Consider the following 18,078-nt stretch of genomic DNA (forward strand, 5'->3'; position numbering starts at 1 on the left):
AGTCACGTCGATCGCCGGTTCGCTCGCGGCCGGCTCCGATCCGAATACGTCCGCCGCGCCCTCCAGCAGCCGGGATCGCCACTGGTTGATGAGGTTTGGATGCACGTCATACTGCTGCGCCAACTCGGCCAGCGTCTTCTCACCCTTCACGGCAGCCAGAGCTACCTTGGCCTTAAACGCCGGGCTGTGATTCCGGCGGGGTCGCTTGCTCATCTTGCCTCCTGGGGCGGCCAACATGGCCGCGGTCAGATCGGCAATCCACTTATCCCCGCTGTTCAGATTTCCCGAGCCACCTCTGGGTGATGCCGAAGCAAAAGAGGCTCGCGAGGACGCTCTTCGCGTTTTCGAACGCGCCGTCGGCCAGCGGCGGCATGTGTTCGCGCGTGAAAATGTGGGGCGACACTATGTCGTGACGCTGACGAGCGTGGCACTGGAAGCGCGCATGCCGACGCGCCGCGTGAATTGGTCCCTGTCGTTTGTCGATCAGCGCGGGCGCGACGATTTCTTCGCGTGGGTCGCCAAGCGCGTCGATCGTTGGGACGATTGGAGGATGATGGCTCATGAGCTCGGCCAGGATGTGCTGACGCAGCACCTCCTCACGTTGGTCATTCAAGCCGGTGGATTGGCACCCCGAACTTAGAGGCCCTAGCGGCCAGCAATGATGGGCTTGGGATCGGTGTAGCTGACGCCCAGCGGGAGCTTGAGGCGGATGCCGCGGCGCAGAGGTTTGGACCAAAGGTCCATCTTCCAAGGAAACGGAAACGGACACGGGCGCTGGCTGCTTCGTTCGTCAGGACGCGCCCACGCGAGCGACTGGAGAGAATTGATCGCGCGTCTTGCTGCCGACGGCTACACTATGCCGTGTGGCGACGTGCGCGACGCCGATTGGAGGGCGTCGGATATGATAGAAGTTTTGTAGTCGTGGTGGAATCACGCCCGCACGATCACTTATCTTCCGAACAGTCGCAGGAAGGCAGGCCGTCTAAACTTTTTTCAACACCTGTGGCTTCCGAGTTACTCTGGGTCATTAACCTTGTAATGGGCCGAAGTTAAATTGTGCGAGGGTCAGTGCGCCGCGACCAGTGCGATCCAGTCTGCTTCGGTGATCACCTCGACCCCCAGGTCGCTCGCCTTTTTCAGCTTCGATCCCGCGCCTGGCCCCGCGACGACCAGGTCGGTGTTGCCCGATACCGACCCCGAGACGTGCGCGCCGAGCGCCTCGGCCTGCGCGTTGGCCTCGTCGCGGCTCAGCGTTTCGAGCGAACCGGTGAAGACGATCGTCTTGCCGGTGACCGGCGAGTCGGTGGTTTCGAACACGACATTCTCGGGGCGCACCTCGCGCAGCAAATCGAACACCACGGTGCGGTTGTGGCGTTCCGCCGCGAAGCCGATCAGCGCGGTCGCGACTTCGGGGCCGACGCCCGCGGTCGCGACGACGCCGACGAGCAATTTGTCGCGGCGCAGGACGAACTTGCGCTCGGGTTCGCCGATCGCGGGCCGGGTGACGTGGTGGAGCAACACCGCGCGGCGCAGCATCGCGCCGAGCGCCTTGGCCGAGCCGTAGCGCCGCGCGAGATCGCGCGCGGTGATCTCACCGACGTGGCGGATGCCGAGCGAGAACAGCAGCCGGTCGAGTGGGATCGTCCGCTTGCGGTCGATCGCCTCGATCACCTTGGCCGCCCACACCCGACCCTCCTTCTTGCGCCCGGCAAGCTGGTCCTCGGTCAGGCGAAAGATGTCCGCGGGGGATGCGATCAGTCCGTCGGTGAAGAACGCCTCGATCAGCGTGCTGCCCAGCCCTTCGATGTCGAAGGCGTGGCGCGAGACGAAATGGCTGAGCCGTTCGACGCGCTGCGCGGGGCAGATCAGCCCGCCGGTGCAGCGATAGACGACCTCGCCCTCCGCGCGCGCCGCCGCCGATCCGCACTCGGGGCAGATGTGCGGGAACACCCACGGTGCGCGCTCGGCATCGGGGGTCAGGTTCTCGACGATCTGCGGGATGACGTCACCCGCGCGCTGGATCAGGACGCGGTCGCCGGGGCGCACCCCGAGCCGTTCGATCTCGTCGGCATTGTGGAGCGTCGCGTTGGTGACGACGACCCCGCCGACGGTGACCGGCTCGAGCCGCGCGACCGGGGTCAGCGCGCCGGTGCGCCCGACCTGGATGTCGATCGCGTTCAATGTCGTCTGCGCGCGTTCGGCGGGAAATTTGTGCGCGATCGCCCAGCGCGGTGCCTTGGCGACCTGCCCCAGCCGCGCCTGCCAGTCGAGCCGGTCGACCTTGTAGACCACGCCGTCGATGTCGAACGGCAGGTCCGCGCGCGCTGCCTCGATGCTGCGATAGACGCTGAGCGCCCCGGCGACATCGTCGACCCGCGCAAATGCATCGGCGACGGGGAGGCCCCAGCGACGGATCGCGGCGACGACCTCGGTCTGCGTCTCGCCGGGCAGGTCCGACGTCTCGCCCCAGCCGTGCGCCAGGAACTTGAGGGGTCGCTCCCGCGTGACGCTCGCGTCCTTCTGGCGGAGCGATCCCGCCGCGGCGTTGCGCGGGTTGGCGAACTGGCGCGCCTCCTTGCCGGTCGCGGCGGCGTCGGCGAGCAGCCGGTCGTTGAGCGCGGCGAAGTCGGTCTTGGCCATATAGACCTCGCCGCGGATTTCGAACACCGCAGGGGCCTCGCCGCGCAGCCGGGCAGGGATGTCGCGGATCGTGCGGACGTTCTCGGTCACGTCCTCGCCGGTCGTGCCATCGCCGCGGGTCAGTGCCTGGACCAGTGCGCCGTGTTCATAGCGCAGCGAGCACGACAGCCCGTCGATCTTGGGCTCGGCGGTCAGCGCGATCGGTTCGTCGTCGGCGAGGCGCAGGAAGCGGCGGACGCGCGCGACGAATTCCTCGACCTCGTCGTCGGCAAACGCGTTGTCGAGGCTCATCATCGGGCGCGCATGCGCGACCTTGGCAAGGTGACCCGAAGGTGCGGATCCCACCTGGCGGCTCGGCGAATCGGCGCGGATCAGCGCGGGGAACGCCGCCTCGATCCGTGCATTGCGGCGGACCAGCGCGTCGTACTCTGCGTCCGAAATCTCGGGTGCGTCGTCGCCGTGATAGCGCGCGTTGTGATGCGCGATCGTGCGCGCCAGTGCCGCCAGTTCCGCGGCGGCGGCAGCCGCGTCATCGGGCAGCGGCGTTTGATCGGGCGATGGCATCGCGCTGGACTAGGGGAGAGGGGCGGCGCTCCGCAAGCCTACATCCACCAGCCCGGATAGGCGACTACGATCGCGACTGAGAGCAGCGAGACCGGAATCATCGGGCGCCAGTCGAGCGCGCTCATTCCCTCGATCGATTTCATCAGGTTCGCGCCTGCGACGATCAGCGCCCACGCACACCAGACCAGCAACAGCGACGCGGCGGCGGGGCGTTGGACCAGCGTCGCGAACATCAGCACCACGATCGTGATGAACGCGATCACCGACACGAACGTCATGACCGCGCCGATCGGGAGCATCGCGAGCGCGATGCGCGCCTCGACCCGGCTCCAGTTGGTGGGCGGTGCGGCGGTGAGGGGAGGGGCAACCATCGAGGCTTAACGCAGATCAAGTTCGAAAGTCGCGCGCGCAAATAAACATATTCCGCGGTCCCCCCCTCTACGGATGCGGGTTTACTGGCGGATGCCGGTGAACTCGCTGGTGGTGTTGGCCTTCAGGTCGGTGCTGACGAACTTCATCGTTTTGCCGCCGGGCATCGGGGTCATCGTGAAACGACTGACCGGCTTGCCGCCGCGATAGTCGGTTTCGACCAGCGTCTGCGGGCCGGCGCGGGTGAGCTTGACCATCGTGTGCGCGGGATCGCCCTTGATCGGAGCCATCGCGCCGCCGACCGTCGCGGTATAGGTTTCGCCGGTCGGCTGGGTCATCGTCAGCGCGTTGCCCGCCATCGCCAGTTTTACGGTCAGGACCTGGTCCGATAGCTGGACGTCGTTGGTCTGGCGCCACCCGCCCGATATCGGATGCGTGCCCGCGGGTGCCGGCGATACCCGTGCCATCACGCCCTTGCCCTTCACGGTCTCGCCCTTGGCGTTGTCCGACGTGGTCCAGCTCGTCATCAGCTTCTGCCCGCCGGGGGCGAGTGTATTGGTTGAATCGTTCACGGTCTTGCCGCCGCGCGCGTACAGGTAGTGGACCGTCGTCGGGTTGACGACCGTCACCGCCATGGTGTCGAAATAATCATGGCCGGGCACGCCATGCGGCTTGCCGTCGGCGGCGACGCGGATCGCGGGGGTACAGGTCGAGCAGGTGTAGACGCCGTCCTTGATCGCCCAGACTTCGGGCTTGGTCGACAGCTTGGCGGAGGCGACATTCACCTTCCAGGTTCCGTCGAAGGGGCCGGCGGCGAGCGCGGGGGCGGCGATCGCCAGACTGGCGACGGCGCAAAGGATCGATGTTTTCATGAGTGGAGCGTTCCTGTTCCTTGAGGACAACGCACGCGCACACGCGACTCGGGGCAGTGCCCCCGCACCGAAATCATAGCATGAATTGCGCCGCTGTCAGCGGCACGGCCCCGGCGAGCTAGAGCGCGATGACTTCGCATAAACCCGTTCGTGCTGAGCTTGTCGAAGCACGGTGAGTCTCACCGCCCTTCGACCCGGCCCCATGAAAGTAGTACTTTCATGGGAACCTCGCAGGCTCAGGGCGAACGGTTCAGATCTGATCGAGGTAACGTCATCGCGCTCTAGCGCGTGCGCTTCAACGACGCCGATTCGAGGTGCCAGCGGCGATCCGATGCGCTCGATCCGGGGACGTCGTTGATCCGGCGCAGCACATATTGTCCTGCGAACCGCTGCTGTTTGCCCGTGTCGTCGGTCGCGGAGACGGTGACGGGCACGGTGACGTAGCTCGATCCCGCCGCGCCTTCGGGTGGCGCGGGATCGCCGGTCGCGACGATCGTGCTGCGGGTATGTGCAAAGCCGCGCGCGAACTGGTCGAGCGCCTGGCCGCTCGCGTCGCCGTTGCCGCGCCACAAGCGATAGGCGCGCTGATAATCATGCGCGTCGATCGCGCGATAATAGGCGTCGATGGTGGCGACTGCCGCGGCGACGTCCTGGCCGTGGGTCGCGGGCGTCGTCGACACCGTGATCGATGTCGGGGTGGCGCCTGGCGTGGGGGTGGAAGTCGCGACCGATTGCATCGCGGCGGGGGCGGGCGGTGCGTCGGGGACGGTGGCATTGATCACGCTCTGGTTGCCGTTCGCCGCGGGGTCGCTGCCGCAGGCCGCGAGCAGGCCGCACGCCGCGATCGTCAGCCGGTTTCGCATTACATCGTCTCCTGGTGGTTCGCGGCATCAACGACCGCGGGGTTCACGCGGTTTCGAGCAATCGTCCCGCCTGCGCGCGTGCTTCGTCGGTGACGATCGCACCCGACAGCATCCGCGCGATCTCCTCGCGGCGCTCCTGTTCGTCGAGGCGGCGCACCCCCGTCCGGGTCACGGTGCCGTCGTGGCTCTTGGCGATCAGCAGATGCTGCGCGGCGCGCGCCGCGACCTGGGGCGAATGGGTGACGACGAGCAGCTGAGTCACCTCCGCCAGCCGCGCCAGCCGCTCGCCGATCGCGCTGGCGACCGCGCCGCCGACGCCGCGGTCGATCTCGTCGAAGATCATCGTCGCCGCGCCGCCCTCTTCGGCCAGCGCGACCTTGAGCGCCAGGATGAAGCGTGACAATTCGCCGCCGCTCGCAATCTTGGTGAGCGGCGCGAACGGCGCGCCGGGGTTGGTCGCGATCTCGAATTCGACGCGGTCCTGACCGCTGGCGTTCCACCCCGCCGGGTCGATCGGCGCGACGCTGGTGCGGAACCGTGCGGTATCGAGCTTCAGCGGTGCGAGTTCACCCGCGACCGCCGCATCGAGCCGCGCCGCCGCGCCGCGCCGCGCCGCGCTCAGCGCGGTGGCGGCGGCGACATAATCCTCGCGCGCTGCCGCCACGCTCTTTGCCAGCGCCGCGACCCCGCCTTCGCCCGCCTCGAGTCGGTCGAGCCGGGTGCGGAGATCGTCGGCCAGCGCGGGCAACTCGTCGGGCTGGACGCGATGCTTGCGTGCCATCGCGCGCAGTTCGAACAGCCGCGCTTCGTCGTCTTCTAACGCGCGCGGATCATAGGTCAGCGCGGCGCGCGCGTCGCGCAGCCGATCCTCCGCACTCGCCCCTTCGTTCACCGCACGGTCGATCGCGGCGAGCGCCTCGGCGAGCGAATCGTGATCGGGCGCAATGCGTTCGAGTACCCGCGCCGCCTGGCGCAGCTTGGCCAGCCCGCCGTCGGAGCCGTCGAGGAAATCGTCGATCTGCGCCAGGTCGTCCGCGATCTTTTCGGCGCGCTGCATCGTCCGGCGCTGATCGGCGAGCGTTTCTTCCTCGCCGGGCTGCGCGGCGAGCGTCGTCAATTCGTCGACCGCATGGGCGAGCCATTCGCGATCGCGCGCCGCGGTCTCGATGTCCGCGCGCGCCGCCGCGAGCGCGGCCTCGGCGTCGCGCAGCGCGACCCAGCAGCGCGCGGTCGCGCGGGCGTCGATCCGCCCGAAAGTGTCGAGCAGGTCGCGATGCCCGGCGGGGGCGAGCAGCCCGCGATCGTCGTGCTGGCCGTGGATCTCGACCAGCATCGGCGCCATCTCGCGCAGCAGCGCGGCGCCTGCGGGCTGGTCGTTGACGAAGCCGCGGCTGCCGCCGTCGGCCTTGACGATGCGACGGATCAGCAGCGGTTCGCCGGGTTCGACCGCGACGCCGTTGTCGTCGAGCAGCACGGCGAGCGCGCCGGTCGGTGCGTCGAAGGTCGCGGTAACGATCGCCTGGGTCGCGCCGTGGCGGACCAGCGCGGTGTCGCCGCGCGCGCCGAGCGCGAGCCCCAGCGCGTCGAGCAGGATCGACTTGCCCGCCCCGGTCTCGCCGGTCAGCGCGTCGAGCCCCGCGCCGAATTCCAGGTCGAGCGCCTCGATAAGGACGACGTCACGGATGGCGAGCGCGGTGAGCATATACAGCGGCTATAGCGCAGCCACGGACGAAGTTTACCCTCTTCGAATGCGCGCTCCACTTTTAGCGCCCGAGAAGCCCGTTGGCGTAGTCCTGCGACGATGATAGGGTGCAGCGGGTACAAAGGAGCGCCGGTCATGCGGACGATATCGTGGTATCTGGGGGCGGCGATGATCATGGGGGTCGCCCCGGCTCATGCCGATCCCGACTGGTCGCGCGCCAAGGTGCTCGAGGTCGACCTGTCGAGTTTCGCCTACACGCCGGCGACGATCACGCTCCAGCATGGAACCCCCTACCGGCTGCACCTCGTCAACACATCGGGTGGGGGCCACGATTTTGTCGCCAAAGAATTCTTCGCCCAAGCCACCCTCGATCCGGCCAACCGCTCGATCGTCGACAAGGGGAAGGTTGCGGTGGACGGCGGGGAAAGCGTCGAGGTGGACTTGGTCGCGACCCGCGCGGGCACCTACGACGTGCATTGCTCGCATTTCATGCACTCCACCTTCGGCATGAAGGGCAGGATCATCGTTTTGTAACGTGATCCTGGTGCGGGGCTGAACGAGGGGCAGCGTTGCGGATACCGGCGCCATAAACGGATCAGTTCGGGGCCGGCTCCGCGCCGCTCGGTGTCGCGGTGGTCGAGCCGGCGGGGGCCAGCGCCTCGGGCTTGGAATTGCCCGCGGTGCCGGGCAGCGACCCGGGGGTCGATCCGGGGGTGCCAAGCGGGATCGGCATCGTCCCCGCGGGCACGACCGGCAGCGCCTGGGCCGGATGCGCCTGCATCAGCTTGTACGCCTGGCCATACCAGTCGGACCCGGGATAATTGGCACCGAGTACCGCGGTCGATTTTTGGGCTTCCATCGGCAAGCCGAGCTCCAGATAGGTTTCGGTCAGCCGCATCAGCGCCTCGGGCGCGTGGGTCGTGGTCTGGAAATCCTCGATCACCTTGCGGAAGCGCATACTGGCGGCAAGCCACTGGCCGCGGCGTTCGTAGAACCGCCCGACCTCCATTTCCTTGCCCGCGAGGTGATCGTTGACGAGATCGATCTTGAGCCGCGCGTCGGAGGCATAGCGCGTGTCGGGGTAGCGCCGGACCAGCTCGCCGAGCGAATCGAGCGCCTGGCGGGTGATCTTCTGGTCGCGGGTCACGTCCTTGATCTGCTCGTAATAGCTGAGCGCGACCAGATAATAGGCATAGGGCGCGTCGCGGTTGCCGGGGTGGACCGACAGGAAGCGCTGCGCCGACTGGATCGATTCGGTGTAGTCGCGATCCAGATAATAGCTGAACGCGCTCATCACCTGCGCGCGCCGCGCCCAGACCGAATAGGGATGCTGGCGCTCGACCTCGTCGAACAGCTGCGCCGCCTCCTTGTACCGTCCCTCATCGAGCCGCCGCTTCGCCGCAGTATACAGCGTGCCCACGTCGCGCGCGACATAGGGCAGGTCGCCCTTGGTCTTGGTGCGGGCGCACCCCCCGATCGGCAACGCCATCGCGGCGATGAGGGCGAGGGCGATCGCGCGGGCAGGCATGGCCTTGGCGAAACGGGCAGACTGGGGGATACGCATCGGTGCGGTCCATAGCGTAAGCGGTGCGTCGCGAACAATCCCCCCTTTGGTGCGTTCGAAGCCAGTCACCACTATGCCGCCACTCCAGTTCCAAGGACGATCATGCCCGCCACGCTGCTCCACACTCATCGCGTCGAAAAGCCCTGGGGGCGCCACGATCTGGGCTTCGGGTTCGATGATGCGCCCCAGGATGGCGAACCCGTCGGCGAGGTGTGGTTCCAGGAGCCGGGCGATCACCAGCCCGATCTGCTGATCAAATATCTGTTCACCGGCAAGAAGCTGTCGGTTCAGGTCCATCCCGACGACGAGCAGGCACACCAGCGCGACCTGCCGCGCGGCAAGGACGAATGCTGGACGATCCTGGCGGCCAAACCCGGCGCGACGATCGCGCTCGGCCCCAAGGCGCCGATGACACGCGACCAGCTCCGCGCCGCCGCGCTCGACGGGGATATCGAGAAGGAACTCGATTGGGTGCCGATCCACGCGGGCGAATTCCTCTACGCGCCGTCGGGGACGATCCACGCGATCGGCGGGGGGCTGACGCTGATCGAGGTCCAGCAGAACAGCGAGACCACCTATCGGCTGTACGATTACGGCAGCGACCGCGAACTCCACCTCGACGACGGAGTCGCGGTCGCCGACCTCGAACCGTATCGCGCGGTGCCGTCGCCGGGGCAGGTCGACCTCCACCGCACGATCCTGGTCGAGGGGCCGAAGTTCGTGCTCGAACGCTGGTCGAGCGGGACGCACGGGGTGGCGCTGCCCGACGGCACGACCGGGTGGATCGTCCCAATCACCGGATCGGGATCGGTCGCGGGGGTCGAGTTCAAGGCGGGCGAGTGCGCTACCGTGACCGGCACCGAGACGGTAACGACCAGCGCCGATGCCGACCTGTTGTTCGCCTATCCGGGGACGCGGCGGATTTGATTTAGCCGATTCAGGTGCGCGCCAGGGTAGGGCGGCGGAACGACCAGCGGATCGTTTCCGCGACCGCCATCGTCCCGCTGCGCACCAGCGGCCGCCCGATCAAGGGCGAGGACAGGCCGTGGAGGTCGCGCGCCCAGCCGGGCAGTAGGTCGATCGCGGCGGCGCGGATCAGTTTGCTGACCGCGCGGACGCGGGGATCGTCGGATCGATCGGCGAGGATCAGCGCCAGCACCTCCCGCGTTCGTGCGTCGCTGCGTGCCATGCCGCGCATCGATTCGAGCAGCGTCTCGGCCGCGCGCAGCGTGTGCGGGACCGGGTCCGCGCCCAGCGCCGCACCGATCCGCGCGGTCTCGGCGACATAGCGATCGGCATCGGCGCGCGACAGCGCGGGCTCACCATAGCGTCGCCACGCGGCGAGGAAGCTCGTCACCTCGGTGACATGGACCCAGGCGAGCGCGCGCGGATCGTTGGCGCGATAGGGGGTGCGGTCGGGCAGCCGCCCGTCGACCGTGTTATGGATCCGCCGGACGCGATCGATCGCTGCCTCCGCCGCTTGCCGGGGGCCGTAGGTCGTCGTCGCGATGAAGCGCGCGGTGCGGCGCAACCGGCCGTGCATGTCGGCGCGGAAATTGGAATGATCCCACACCCCCGCGAGCACCGTCGGCATCAGCATCTGCATCATCAGGCTGGCGATGCCGCCGACCATCATCGACGTGACGTCGCCATGGACCCGCCACGCCACCGACTGCGCGCCGAACAGGCTGTCGTCGCTCCGCCCGACCGGCGCTTCGCCACGGGTGGGGTCGTTGAAGATCGCGATGACCTGATCCGCGATCGCCTGGCGCAGCGCCATCTCGGTCAGTCGACCCCGGCCAGCGCCGCGCGGCAATCGGCAGCGCATTCGCGGCACATCGTCGCGCACAGCGCGCAATGATCGCTATCGTGCTGGTCGCACTCGGTCGCGCAGGCATCGCAGGCCTGGATGCAGAGGTCGAGCTGGGCGCGGAGCAGCGCGACATTTTGCCCGGTCCGCCGCACCGCGAGATGCGCGGTCGCATCGCACACAACGGCACAGTCGAGGCACGACCGGATGCACTGCCGCATGTCGCCGTCTTCGGCGAGGCACGCGTCGGCGCACGAGGTGCAGAACAGCGAACACAGCATCGCGTGGCGCGCCGCCTTGGCGAGCGGCTCGTTGAAATCATCGCCGACATTGGGATGGAGGCTGATCATTTTTTCGATCGACATGCTGGGCGTTCCTTCGCGATGGTGAGTGATCCCAACGATCGGGCACCCGGATCGATCGGTGTGCGGCGCGGTTTATTTTCGCTGCCGGTCGCACCGCATGGCCACGATCGCCGCGCCGGGGCGTTGAGCCCCGACAGGGAGAACCAGCGATGATCCACGACATCAAGACACTCGATACGGTGCGGCGCGACTGCCGCAAATTGGTCACCAAACGATCGCTGATGGCGGCGGGCGCGGCGGTCATCCCGATTCCCGGTGCCGACGTGGTCGCGGATATCGGGCTGCTCGCCACGCTTCTGCCGCTGATCAGCACGAAGTTCGAACTCGATCACGACCAGGTCGACAAGCTCGATCCGACCACGGTCCAGCAGGTGTTCGTCGTCGCCGCGAGCCTGGGCAACAACGTGATCGGGCGGATGGTGACGCGGCAGATGGTGGTGCGACTGCTCAAGCGCTTCGGCGTCCGCCTCGCGACCGCATCGGCGGCGAAATATGTCCCGGTGCTCGGCTCAGCGGTGGCGGCGACGATCGGTTTCGGCGCGATGAAGCTCGCCGGAAACGCGCATATCGACGATTGCTACAAGACCGCGCGGGCGGTGATCGATGCGCGATCGGCCGCCGCTGTGGCTGCCGCGTGATTCGGTTGCGCGCCAAATCCGCCTCGAGGCTGTAGGAGGACAACATGATCCAACATCGATTCGCGTTGACGACGACTTCGGTCCTTGTCGCCCTGCTCGCCACCGTCGCGTCGGTCGTCCCGGCGGCGGCGCAGGCCGCCGATCAGGATCACGACGCGCCGTACCGCACGAGGGTGGGGCTGGGACCTCAGATCGTGCCGAGCTTTCCCGGCGCGGATACGGTTCGCGTGCAACCGTTCTTTGATTTCGTGCGCGCGCGCGGTGACGAGCCGTTCGCGTTCGAAGCCCCCGACGAAAGTATCGGATTCGCGGTTCTGACGCTCGACCGGCTGTCGGTTGGCCCGGTGCTGGGGTTCGAAGGCCGCCGCCGGAGCAGCGACGTCGGGGGGCGGCTGCCCGCGGTGGGCTCCACCGTCGAAATCGGCGGTTTCGTGCAGTATCAACTCGCGCCCGCCGCCCGGCTCCGCACCGAAGTGCGACAGGGCATTGGCGGGCACCGCGGGCTGATCGCCGATATCAGTGCGGATTATGTCGCGCGGCGCGGCGACGCGTGGCTGTTTTCGTTGGGACCGCGAGTGACGATCACCAACGAACGCTATGAGCGCGCCTATTTCGGCGTCTCGCCGAGCGCGGCCGCCGCCTCGGGGCTGCGTGCGTTCGCGGCCGGCGGCGGGATCGAATCGATCGGCGCCACCGCGGGCTTCGTTCGCCAGTTCACCCCGCGCTGGGGAATCTACAGCTATGCCAAATACGAGCGGCTGGTCGGCGACCCAGCACGCTCCCCGATCGTCGCGCGCTATGGGTCCAAGAACCAGGCATCGGCGGGACTGGCGCTGACCTATACGTTCGGGCGCGGCGTCGGGCGCTAACGTCCGCGCTGGCCAAGCGGCGGCGGGTATCGCACAGGACCCGGATGCGGTTTCGCGATTTTCTCCTGCTCGTTGCGGTCTGCCTCACCTGGGGCCTCAGCAACGTCGTCAGCAAGATCGTCGTCGGCCAGTGGCATGTCCCGCCGCTGTTCTTCGCGGCAGTGCGGTTCGCGGTGGTCGTCGCGGCGACGCTGCCGTGGCTTTTGCCGATGCCGCGCCCGGTGTGGCGGCTGCTGAGCGTCGGCATCCTGATGGGCGCGGGCAATTTCGCGTTGCTGTTCATCGGGCTGCAGACCGCCTCGCCGTCGATGGCGGCGGTGGTGATCCAGGCGGGGGTGCCGATCACGACCTTGCTGTCGATCGTGATGCTCGGCGAGAGGATTCGCTGGCGCCGTGGGCTCGGGATCGGGTTGACGCTAGCAGGGGTGCTGCTGGTGGTGTGGCGGCCGGGGTTCACGGTGTCGCACGGCTTGCTGTTCGTGCTCGGCGCGGCGGCGGCGGGGTCGCTCGGCGCGATTTTGATGAAGCAGATGCCCGCGATCGCGCCGCTCCGGTTTCAGGCGTGGGTCGGCATGGCGGGGGTGATCCCGCTGGCGCTGGCGTCGGCGCTGGTCGAACATGGCCAGTGGCAGATGTCGGTCGCGGCGGGATGGCCGTTCGTCGCTGCGGTGTTGTTCTCGGCGCTGATCGTCTCGCTGTGCGCGCACACCGCCTATTACTGGCTGATCGCGCGCTATGAGGCGAATTTGCTCGCGCCGCTGACGCTGATGACCCCGCTGTCGACGATCGCGCTGGGGGTGATGATCACCGGCGACGAACTCGACGGACGGATGATCGCGGGCGCCGCGCTGGCGCTGCTCGGTGTGCTGGTGATCGCGCTACGGCGGAGTAGCGCGCCGATCGCGGAGACGCAGGAGCATCGGGCGTAGGGGCAATGATTAGCGCGCGGTGACTTCAACTAGATCCGTTCGTGCTGAGCTTGTCGAAGCACGGTGAGACTCAGGCCCTTCGACAAGCTCAGGCCGAACGGTTGACTGTTCAATCCCCCCGCCGTTGACGCCGTCCGGGGCTCTGCTAGGGGCGGAAGCGTGAAGGGTCCCCGGCGACGGGGTGAATAGGGAAGCCGGTGCGAACCCGGCGCTGTCCCCGCAACTGTGACCGGCGAGCGGTCTCCTCATCATGCCACTGGGTTTCGACCTGGGAAGGCGAGGAGAGAGCGATGACCCGGGAGTCAGGAGACCTGCCCCTCGCGGTCGATCCATCGCGCGGGCGGGAGCTCCCGGGCGGACGAGCGGCGCCTGGCGACGGGTCCGCCTCGAGCGAGCGACATCCGCCGCTCGCGAATCGTCGCGCGCGGCACATGCAAGGATGTGCCCACGTGTTGAAACCTCTCCTCCTTCTTTCCACGATTCTCGCTGCGTCCCCCGCGGTCGCGCAGACGGGGCCGGTGTCCGATGCCGATATCGTCGTTACCGCCAGCGGCGTCGCGCAGCCCGCCGACCAGGTCGGGCAGGCGATCACCGTCATCACCCGCGACGCAATCGAACGCCGCCAGATCGTGTCGGTCGCGGACCTGCTCGCGACCACGCCCGGCGTCACTGTCACCCGCAACGGCGGCATCGGTAGCTTCACCGGCGTGCGGTTGCGCGGCGCGGAAGCCGAACAGACACTGACGATCATCGACGGGGTGCGCGTCAACGATCCGTCGTCGCCCGGCGGCGGGTTCGATTTCGGCAACTTGCTCGCCGGATCGATCGACCGAATCGAGATTTTGCGCGGGCCGAATTCGGTGCCGTGGGGCAGCCAGGCGATCGGCGGGGTCGTCAACATCGTCACCCTGCGCCCGACCGAGGGGCTGCAGGCGCGGGGCAACGTCGAATATGGCCGCTACGACAGCCTCTACGCCAATGCCGGGATTTCGGGCGCGAAGGGCGGGCTGTCGGGCGCGCTGACCGGCGGGTATCTCAAGAGCGACGGCATTTCGACCGCTGCCGCCGGAACCGAGCGCGACGGTTATCGCCAATATGGCGCGACCGGGCGGTTGGGGTATGACATCGCGCCGGGTATCGGCATCGATCTGCGCGGCTATTACGCCGACAGTCGCACCGACCTCGACGGCTTTCCCGCACCCGCCTATACCTTCGCCGATACTCCCGAATATTCGACCGCGCAGGAATTGTACGGCTATGCGGGTGTCCATGCGACCATCGGCGGTGTGCAGAACGTCGTCGCGTTCACGATCGCGGATATCAATCGCGATAATTACGATCCGACCTTCGGCACCGCGCCGTCGTTCATCGGACGCGGACGATCGGAACGCTACAGCTATCAGGGCGACTGGCAGGCGGTGCGCCAACTCCGGCTGGTCGCTGGCGCCGAGCGTGAGAATACGCGCTTCAACGACGGCACGACCTTTGCCGATACCGGGATCACGAGCTTCTATGGCGAGGCGATCGTGACCCCGATTGAGGCGCTGACGATCACCGGCGGTATCCGCAACGACGATCACGATGCGTTTGGCAACCACACCAGCGTGGGCGCGAACGCCGCCTTGGCGCTGGGGACGGGCACGACATTGCGGGCGAGCTATGGCGAGGGGTTCAAGGCGCCGACGCTGTATCAACTCTACGGCCCCTACGGCACCCGGACGCTCGATCCCGAGACCGCGCGCAATTACGATGCGGGCGTCGAACAATCGCTGCTCGGCGGGCGTGCACGCGCATCGGCGACCTATTTCCATCGCGATACCCGCAACCAGATCGACTTCGACCTCGGCACCTTCACCTATGCCAATATCGCGCGCACCCGCGCCGAGGGCGTCGAACTGGCGATTGCGCTGAAGCCCGTCGATGCGCTGACGTTCTCGGCGAACTACAGCTATATCGACAGCCGGAACCGCGTCGCGGGAGCGAATTTCGACAACGATCTCGCGCGGCGTCCGCATCAGACCGTGAGCGCCACTGTCAATTACGTATTTCCGTTCGGCCTGTCGGTCGGCAGCACGATCACGCATGTCGGGGACAGCTTCGACAACGCGGCCAACACCGTCCGGCTCGACGGTTATGTGCTGGCGAGCATCCGCGCGGAAATGCCGATCGGTGAACGCCTGTCGGTCTATGGCCGGGTCGAGAATTTGTTTGACGAAACATATCAGGTCGTCCGCGGCTACGGTACCTATGGCAGCACGGCCTATGGCGGCGTGCGGGTGAAGCTGGACTGATGCGACCCGCGCTTCCCCTCCTGTTGCTGGTCGCGAGCTGTGCCGCGCCGCCGCGGCAGGGGGGAATCGTCTCGACCAACCCGTGCGCCGACGCGATCCTCGCGCAACTCGCGCCCGACAGATTGGCGGCGGTGAGTCATTATTCGCACGACGCGGCGGCGACCTCGATGCCGCTGGCGCTCGCGCGGCGCTTTCCCGCGACCGCAGGCACCGCGGAGGAGGTCATCGCGCGTGCGCCCGATCTGGTCGTGACCGACAGTTTCGCGCCCGCCGCGACCCGCGCCGCCTATGCCAGGGCGGGCTTGCGGGTGCTGACGCTGGGATCGGTCGCGACGATCGCGGCGAGCGAGGCACAGGTGATGGAGATCGCCGACGCGGTGGGGAGACCCGAGCGGGGTCGGGCGATGGTGGCGGAGATTGAAGCGGCGGTCGACGCTTCCGTTCCCCGGCGCAGGCCGGGGTCCAGTCTCGGCGCCTTGCGCCGATCGCGCTCCCGCGCGAGTACAGGTTCAGCGCTGGACCCCGGCCTGCGCCGGGGAACAGTGAAGACCAACCCCTCCGCGCTCCTCTACATCGCGGGCGATCTCGCCAATGGCTCGGGGACGCTGCTCGACGACCTGCTCGCGCACGCCGGTTTCCGCAACGCCGCCGCCGATTACGGGCTCGCCTATACCGGGACGCTGCCGATCGAGACGATCGCGGCGCATCCGCCCGCGGTGATCCTTTCCCCCGGCGATGGCCGTACCGCCGAGCTGCGCCGCCGCGTCCTCGCGCGTTCACATGCCGCCACGCGCGAAGCGTATTTCCCACGCCAGCTGATGAACTGCGGCGGCTCCAGCATCGCGCCTGCGCTCGCGCGGCTCGCCGCGGTTCGGCGCGGGCTGTGACGCGCGCCGCCAAGCTCGCGATCCTCGCCGCGCTGGTCGTTGCGGCGTTTGCGTTATCGCTCGTGGCAGGCAAGCAATGGCTGCCGCTCGACGGCGACGCCGCAAGCGCGATCATGATCGAACTGCGGCTGCCGCGGGCGCTGCTTGGGCTCGCGCTCGGCGCGGTCCTTGGGCTGTCGGGCGCGGTGCTCCAGGGCTATCTGCGCAACCCGCTCGCCGATCCGGCGGTGGTGGGGGTCAGTTCGTCGGCGGCGTTGGGGGCGGTGGCGGCGATCCTCTACGCGGGCGGATCGAGCCTCGCGGTGTTCGCCGCGGCGATGCTGGGGGCAGGGGGCGCGATGGCGCTGCTTGCGGCGCTGACGTGGCGCAGCCCCAGCCCGGTCGCGTTCATCCTCGCGGGCACGGTGCTGTCGAGTCTCGCGGGCGCGCTCACCGCCTTCCTGATCTCGACCGCGGCGAACCCCTATGCGATCGCGAGCGTGCTCGACTGGTTGATGGGCGCGCTGACCGATCGGAGCCTCGACGATGCTGCGCGCGCGATCCCGCCGATGGCGGTCGGCGCGGGGGTGTTGCTGCTCACCGCGCGCGCGCTCGACGCGCTGACCTTGGGGGAGGATGCGGCGCGGTCGCTGGGCGTCAGGCTCGGGCGATTGCAGGCGCTGGTCGTGATCGGCACCGGGCTGACGATCGGCGCGGGGGTCGCGGTGACCGGGGTGGTCGGGTTCGTCGGGCTGGTCGTGCCGCACCTGCTCCGCCCGGTGTTCGGGCATCGCCCGAGCGACTTGCTGCTGCCGAGCGCGCTCGGTGGCGCGGCGCTGGTGCTCGTCGCGGACAGCCTGTGCCGGCTGGCGCCCGGCGCGGGAGAAGTGCGGCTCGGCGTCGCGATGGCACTGATCGGTGCGCCGTTCTTCCTCGGGTTGCTGATGACCTATCGGAACCGCGCATGGATCTGACGTTCGACCATGTCGGCGTCAGTCGCGGCAAGCGTCGGGTGCTCCACGGCATCGACGCGACGCTGCGTGCGGGGCGGGTCACCGCGATCCTCGGCCCCAATGGCGCGGGCAAATCGACGCTGCTCAAGGCCGCGCTCGCGCTGCTGCCGACGACGGGCGTCGTCCGCCTCGGGGTTGATCCGGTCGCGACGATGGACCCGCGCGCCCGTGCGCGCGCGATCGGGTATCTGCCGCAGGATGCCGCGGTCCACTGGAACATCCGCGCGCGCGATGCGGTGGCGCTCGGCCGCTTGCCGCATCGCAGCGCCTATGCCGCGCCGTCCGCCGTCGACGAGGCCGCGATCGACGCCGCGCTCGCCGCGACCGAGACGGCGCATCTCGCGTACCGCCCGATCGGCGAATTGTCGGGGGGCGAGCGTGCGCGTGTCCTGCTCGCGCGGGTGCTGGCGGGGGAGCCGCGCTGGCTGCTTGCCGACGAACCGCTCGCCAGCCTCGACCCCGCGCATCAGCTCGACGTCATTGCGCGGCTGCGCGCGGTCGCGGCGGGGGGGCGCGGCGTTGCGATCGTGCTCCACGATATCGTCCAGGCGGGGCGGCTCGCCGACGATGTGATGGTGCTCAAGGATGGCCGGATCGTCGCGTTCGGCGCGGTCGCGGATGTGCTGACCCCGGCGACGCTCGAACCCGTCTTCGAGGTCGCGTTCGGAACCCTTGCCGGTCCTCATCCGATCTGCATAGCGATCGAGCGGCTTGGCCGCTGAC

The 18,078-nt window shown here is 68.2% G+C and carries 19 protein-coding genes and 1 riboswitch; of the genes, 10 read left to right on the plus strand and 9 right to left on the minus strand.

Annotation, left to right across the window (positions count from 1 at the left end; translation table 11 throughout):
• Positions 1 to 213 (minus strand): transposase (locus tag EAH84_RS06055; protein ID WP_140869304.1); only part of this gene is annotated, 213 nt, incomplete at its 3' end.
• Between the two features lie 22 nt (positions 214 to 235).
• On the opposite strand from EAH84_RS06055, the gene EAH84_RS06060 reads away from it, so the two are divergent.
• The gene (locus EAH84_RS06060) at positions 236 to 640 is read left to right on the plus strand and encodes a hypothetical protein (protein WP_140869307.1); all 405 of its coding nucleotides are present in this window, start codon (positions 236 to 238) and stop codon (positions 638 to 640) included.
• A gap of 425 nt (positions 641 to 1,065) precedes the next feature.
• On the opposite strand, the gene ligA is transcribed toward EAH84_RS06060, so the two are convergent.
• The 5 genes from ligA to recN all read right to left on the minus strand — a co-directional run bounded on the left by ligA (position 1,066) and on the right by recN (position 7,010).
• A complete protein-coding gene (ligA, locus tag EAH84_RS06065; protein ID WP_140869310.1) occupies positions 1,066 to 3,204 on the minus strand; it encodes an NAD-dependent DNA ligase LigA in 2,139 nt (712 codons plus the stop codon).
• A gap of 38 nt (positions 3,205 to 3,242) precedes the next feature.
• Entirely contained in the window at positions 3,243 to 3,575 is a 333-nt protein-coding gene (locus EAH84_RS06070) for a hypothetical protein (protein WP_140869312.1), read from the minus strand.
• Between the two features lie 81 nt (positions 3,576 to 3,656).
• Entirely contained in the window at positions 3,657 to 4,445 is a 789-nt protein-coding gene (locus EAH84_RS06075; RefSeq protein ID WP_140869315.1) for a hypothetical protein, read from the minus strand.
• Between the two features lie 281 nt (positions 4,446 to 4,726).
• The gene (locus EAH84_RS06080; protein ID WP_140869318.1) at positions 4,727 to 5,308 is read right to left on the minus strand and encodes a hypothetical protein; all 582 of its coding nucleotides are present in this window, start codon (positions 5,306 to 5,308) and stop codon (positions 4,727 to 4,729) included.
• Positions 5,309 to 5,351: 43 nt separating this feature from the next.
• Positions 5,352 to 7,010: a DNA repair protein RecN gene (gene recN / locus EAH84_RS06085; RefSeq protein ID WP_140869321.1), complete on the minus strand. Its 1,659-nt coding sequence runs from the start codon at positions 7,008 to 7,010 to the stop codon at positions 5,352 to 5,354.
• Between the two features lie 135 nt (positions 7,011 to 7,145).
• Between recN and EAH84_RS06090 the strand changes: the two genes are divergently transcribed.
• Entirely contained in the window at positions 7,146 to 7,544 is a 399-nt protein-coding gene (locus tag EAH84_RS06090) for a cupredoxin domain-containing protein (protein WP_206663948.1), read from the plus strand.
• Positions 7,545 to 7,605: 61 nt separating this feature from the next.
• Here EAH84_RS06090 and EAH84_RS06095 read toward each other — a convergent pair whose 3' ends face one another.
• On the minus strand, positions 7,606 to 8,574 hold the full coding sequence (locus EAH84_RS06095) for an outer membrane protein assembly factor BamD (protein WP_140869324.1): 969 nt from the start codon (positions 8,572 to 8,574) through the stop codon (positions 7,606 to 7,608).
• Between the two features lie 102 nt (positions 8,575 to 8,676).
• Between EAH84_RS06095 and EAH84_RS06100 the strand changes: the two genes are divergently transcribed.
• Complete coding sequence (locus tag EAH84_RS06100) at positions 8,677 to 9,501, plus strand: class I mannose-6-phosphate isomerase (protein WP_140869326.1); 825 nt, start codon at positions 8,677 to 8,679, stop codon at positions 9,499 to 9,501.
• A gap of 10 nt (positions 9,502 to 9,511) precedes the next feature.
• On the opposite strand, the gene EAH84_RS06105 is transcribed toward EAH84_RS06100, so the two are convergent.
• Both EAH84_RS06105 and EAH84_RS06110 read right to left on the minus strand, forming a co-directional pair.
• Complete coding sequence (locus tag EAH84_RS06105; RefSeq protein WP_140869329.1) at positions 9,512 to 10,354, minus strand: oxygenase MpaB family protein; 843 nt, start codon at positions 10,352 to 10,354, stop codon at positions 9,512 to 9,514.
• A 5-nt stretch (positions 10,355 to 10,359) separates the two neighbouring features.
• Complete coding sequence (locus EAH84_RS06110; protein WP_140869332.1) at positions 10,360 to 10,749, minus strand: four-helix bundle copper-binding protein; 390 nt, start codon at positions 10,747 to 10,749, stop codon at positions 10,360 to 10,362.
• 149 nt (positions 10,750 to 10,898) lie between these two features.
• Here EAH84_RS06110 and EAH84_RS06115 point away from each other — a divergent pair, with 149 nt between their 5' ends.
• From EAH84_RS06115 to EAH84_RS06145, 7 genes are all read left to right on the plus strand, one after another.
• A complete protein-coding gene (locus EAH84_RS06115; RefSeq protein WP_140869335.1) occupies positions 10,899 to 11,387 on the plus strand; it encodes a hypothetical protein in 489 nt (162 codons plus the stop codon).
• Positions 11,388 to 11,431: 44 nt separating this feature from the next.
• Positions 11,432 to 12,256, plus strand: coding sequence for a MipA/OmpV family protein (locus tag EAH84_RS06120; protein ID WP_140869337.1), 825 nt, complete (start codon positions 11,432 to 11,434; stop codon positions 12,254 to 12,256).
• Between the two features lie 44 nt (positions 12,257 to 12,300).
• Positions 12,301 to 13,185: a DMT family transporter gene (locus tag EAH84_RS06125; RefSeq protein ID WP_140869340.1), complete on the plus strand. Its 885-nt coding sequence runs from the start codon at positions 12,301 to 12,303 to the stop codon at positions 13,183 to 13,185.
• A gap of 147 nt (positions 13,186 to 13,332) precedes the next feature.
• A riboswitch (cobalamin riboswitch) is annotated at positions 13,333 to 13,518 on the plus strand.
• Between the two features lie 116 nt (positions 13,519 to 13,634).
• Positions 13,635 to 15,476 carry a TonB-dependent receptor plug domain-containing protein gene (locus EAH84_RS06130; protein WP_241656486.1) on the plus strand — a complete coding sequence of 614 codons (1,842 nt, stop codon included), beginning with the start codon at positions 13,635 to 13,637 and terminating at the stop codon, positions 15,474 to 15,476.
• Complete coding sequence (locus EAH84_RS06135; protein WP_140869346.1) at positions 15,476 to 16,363, plus strand: ABC transporter substrate-binding protein; 888 nt, start codon at positions 15,476 to 15,478, stop codon at positions 16,361 to 16,363. Before EAH84_RS06130 ends, EAH84_RS06135 begins: the two co-directional genes overlap by 1 nt.
• Complete coding sequence (locus EAH84_RS06140; protein ID WP_140869349.1) at positions 16,360 to 17,316, plus strand: FecCD family ABC transporter permease; 957 nt, start codon at positions 16,360 to 16,362, stop codon at positions 17,314 to 17,316. Before EAH84_RS06135 ends, EAH84_RS06140 begins: the two co-directional genes overlap by 4 nt.
• Positions 17,307 to 18,077, plus strand: a complete 771-nt coding sequence (locus tag EAH84_RS06145; protein WP_140869352.1) for an ABC transporter ATP-binding protein — start codon at positions 17,307 to 17,309, stop codon at positions 18,075 to 18,077. Before EAH84_RS06140 ends, EAH84_RS06145 begins: the two co-directional genes overlap by 10 nt.
• Position 18,078: the final 1 nt, after the last annotated feature.

Source organism: Sphingomonas oligophenolica (assembly GCF_006438955.1).
GTDB classification, from domain to species: Bacteria; Pseudomonadota; Alphaproteobacteria; order Sphingomonadales; family Sphingomonadaceae; genus Sphingomonas; species Sphingomonas oligophenolica_A.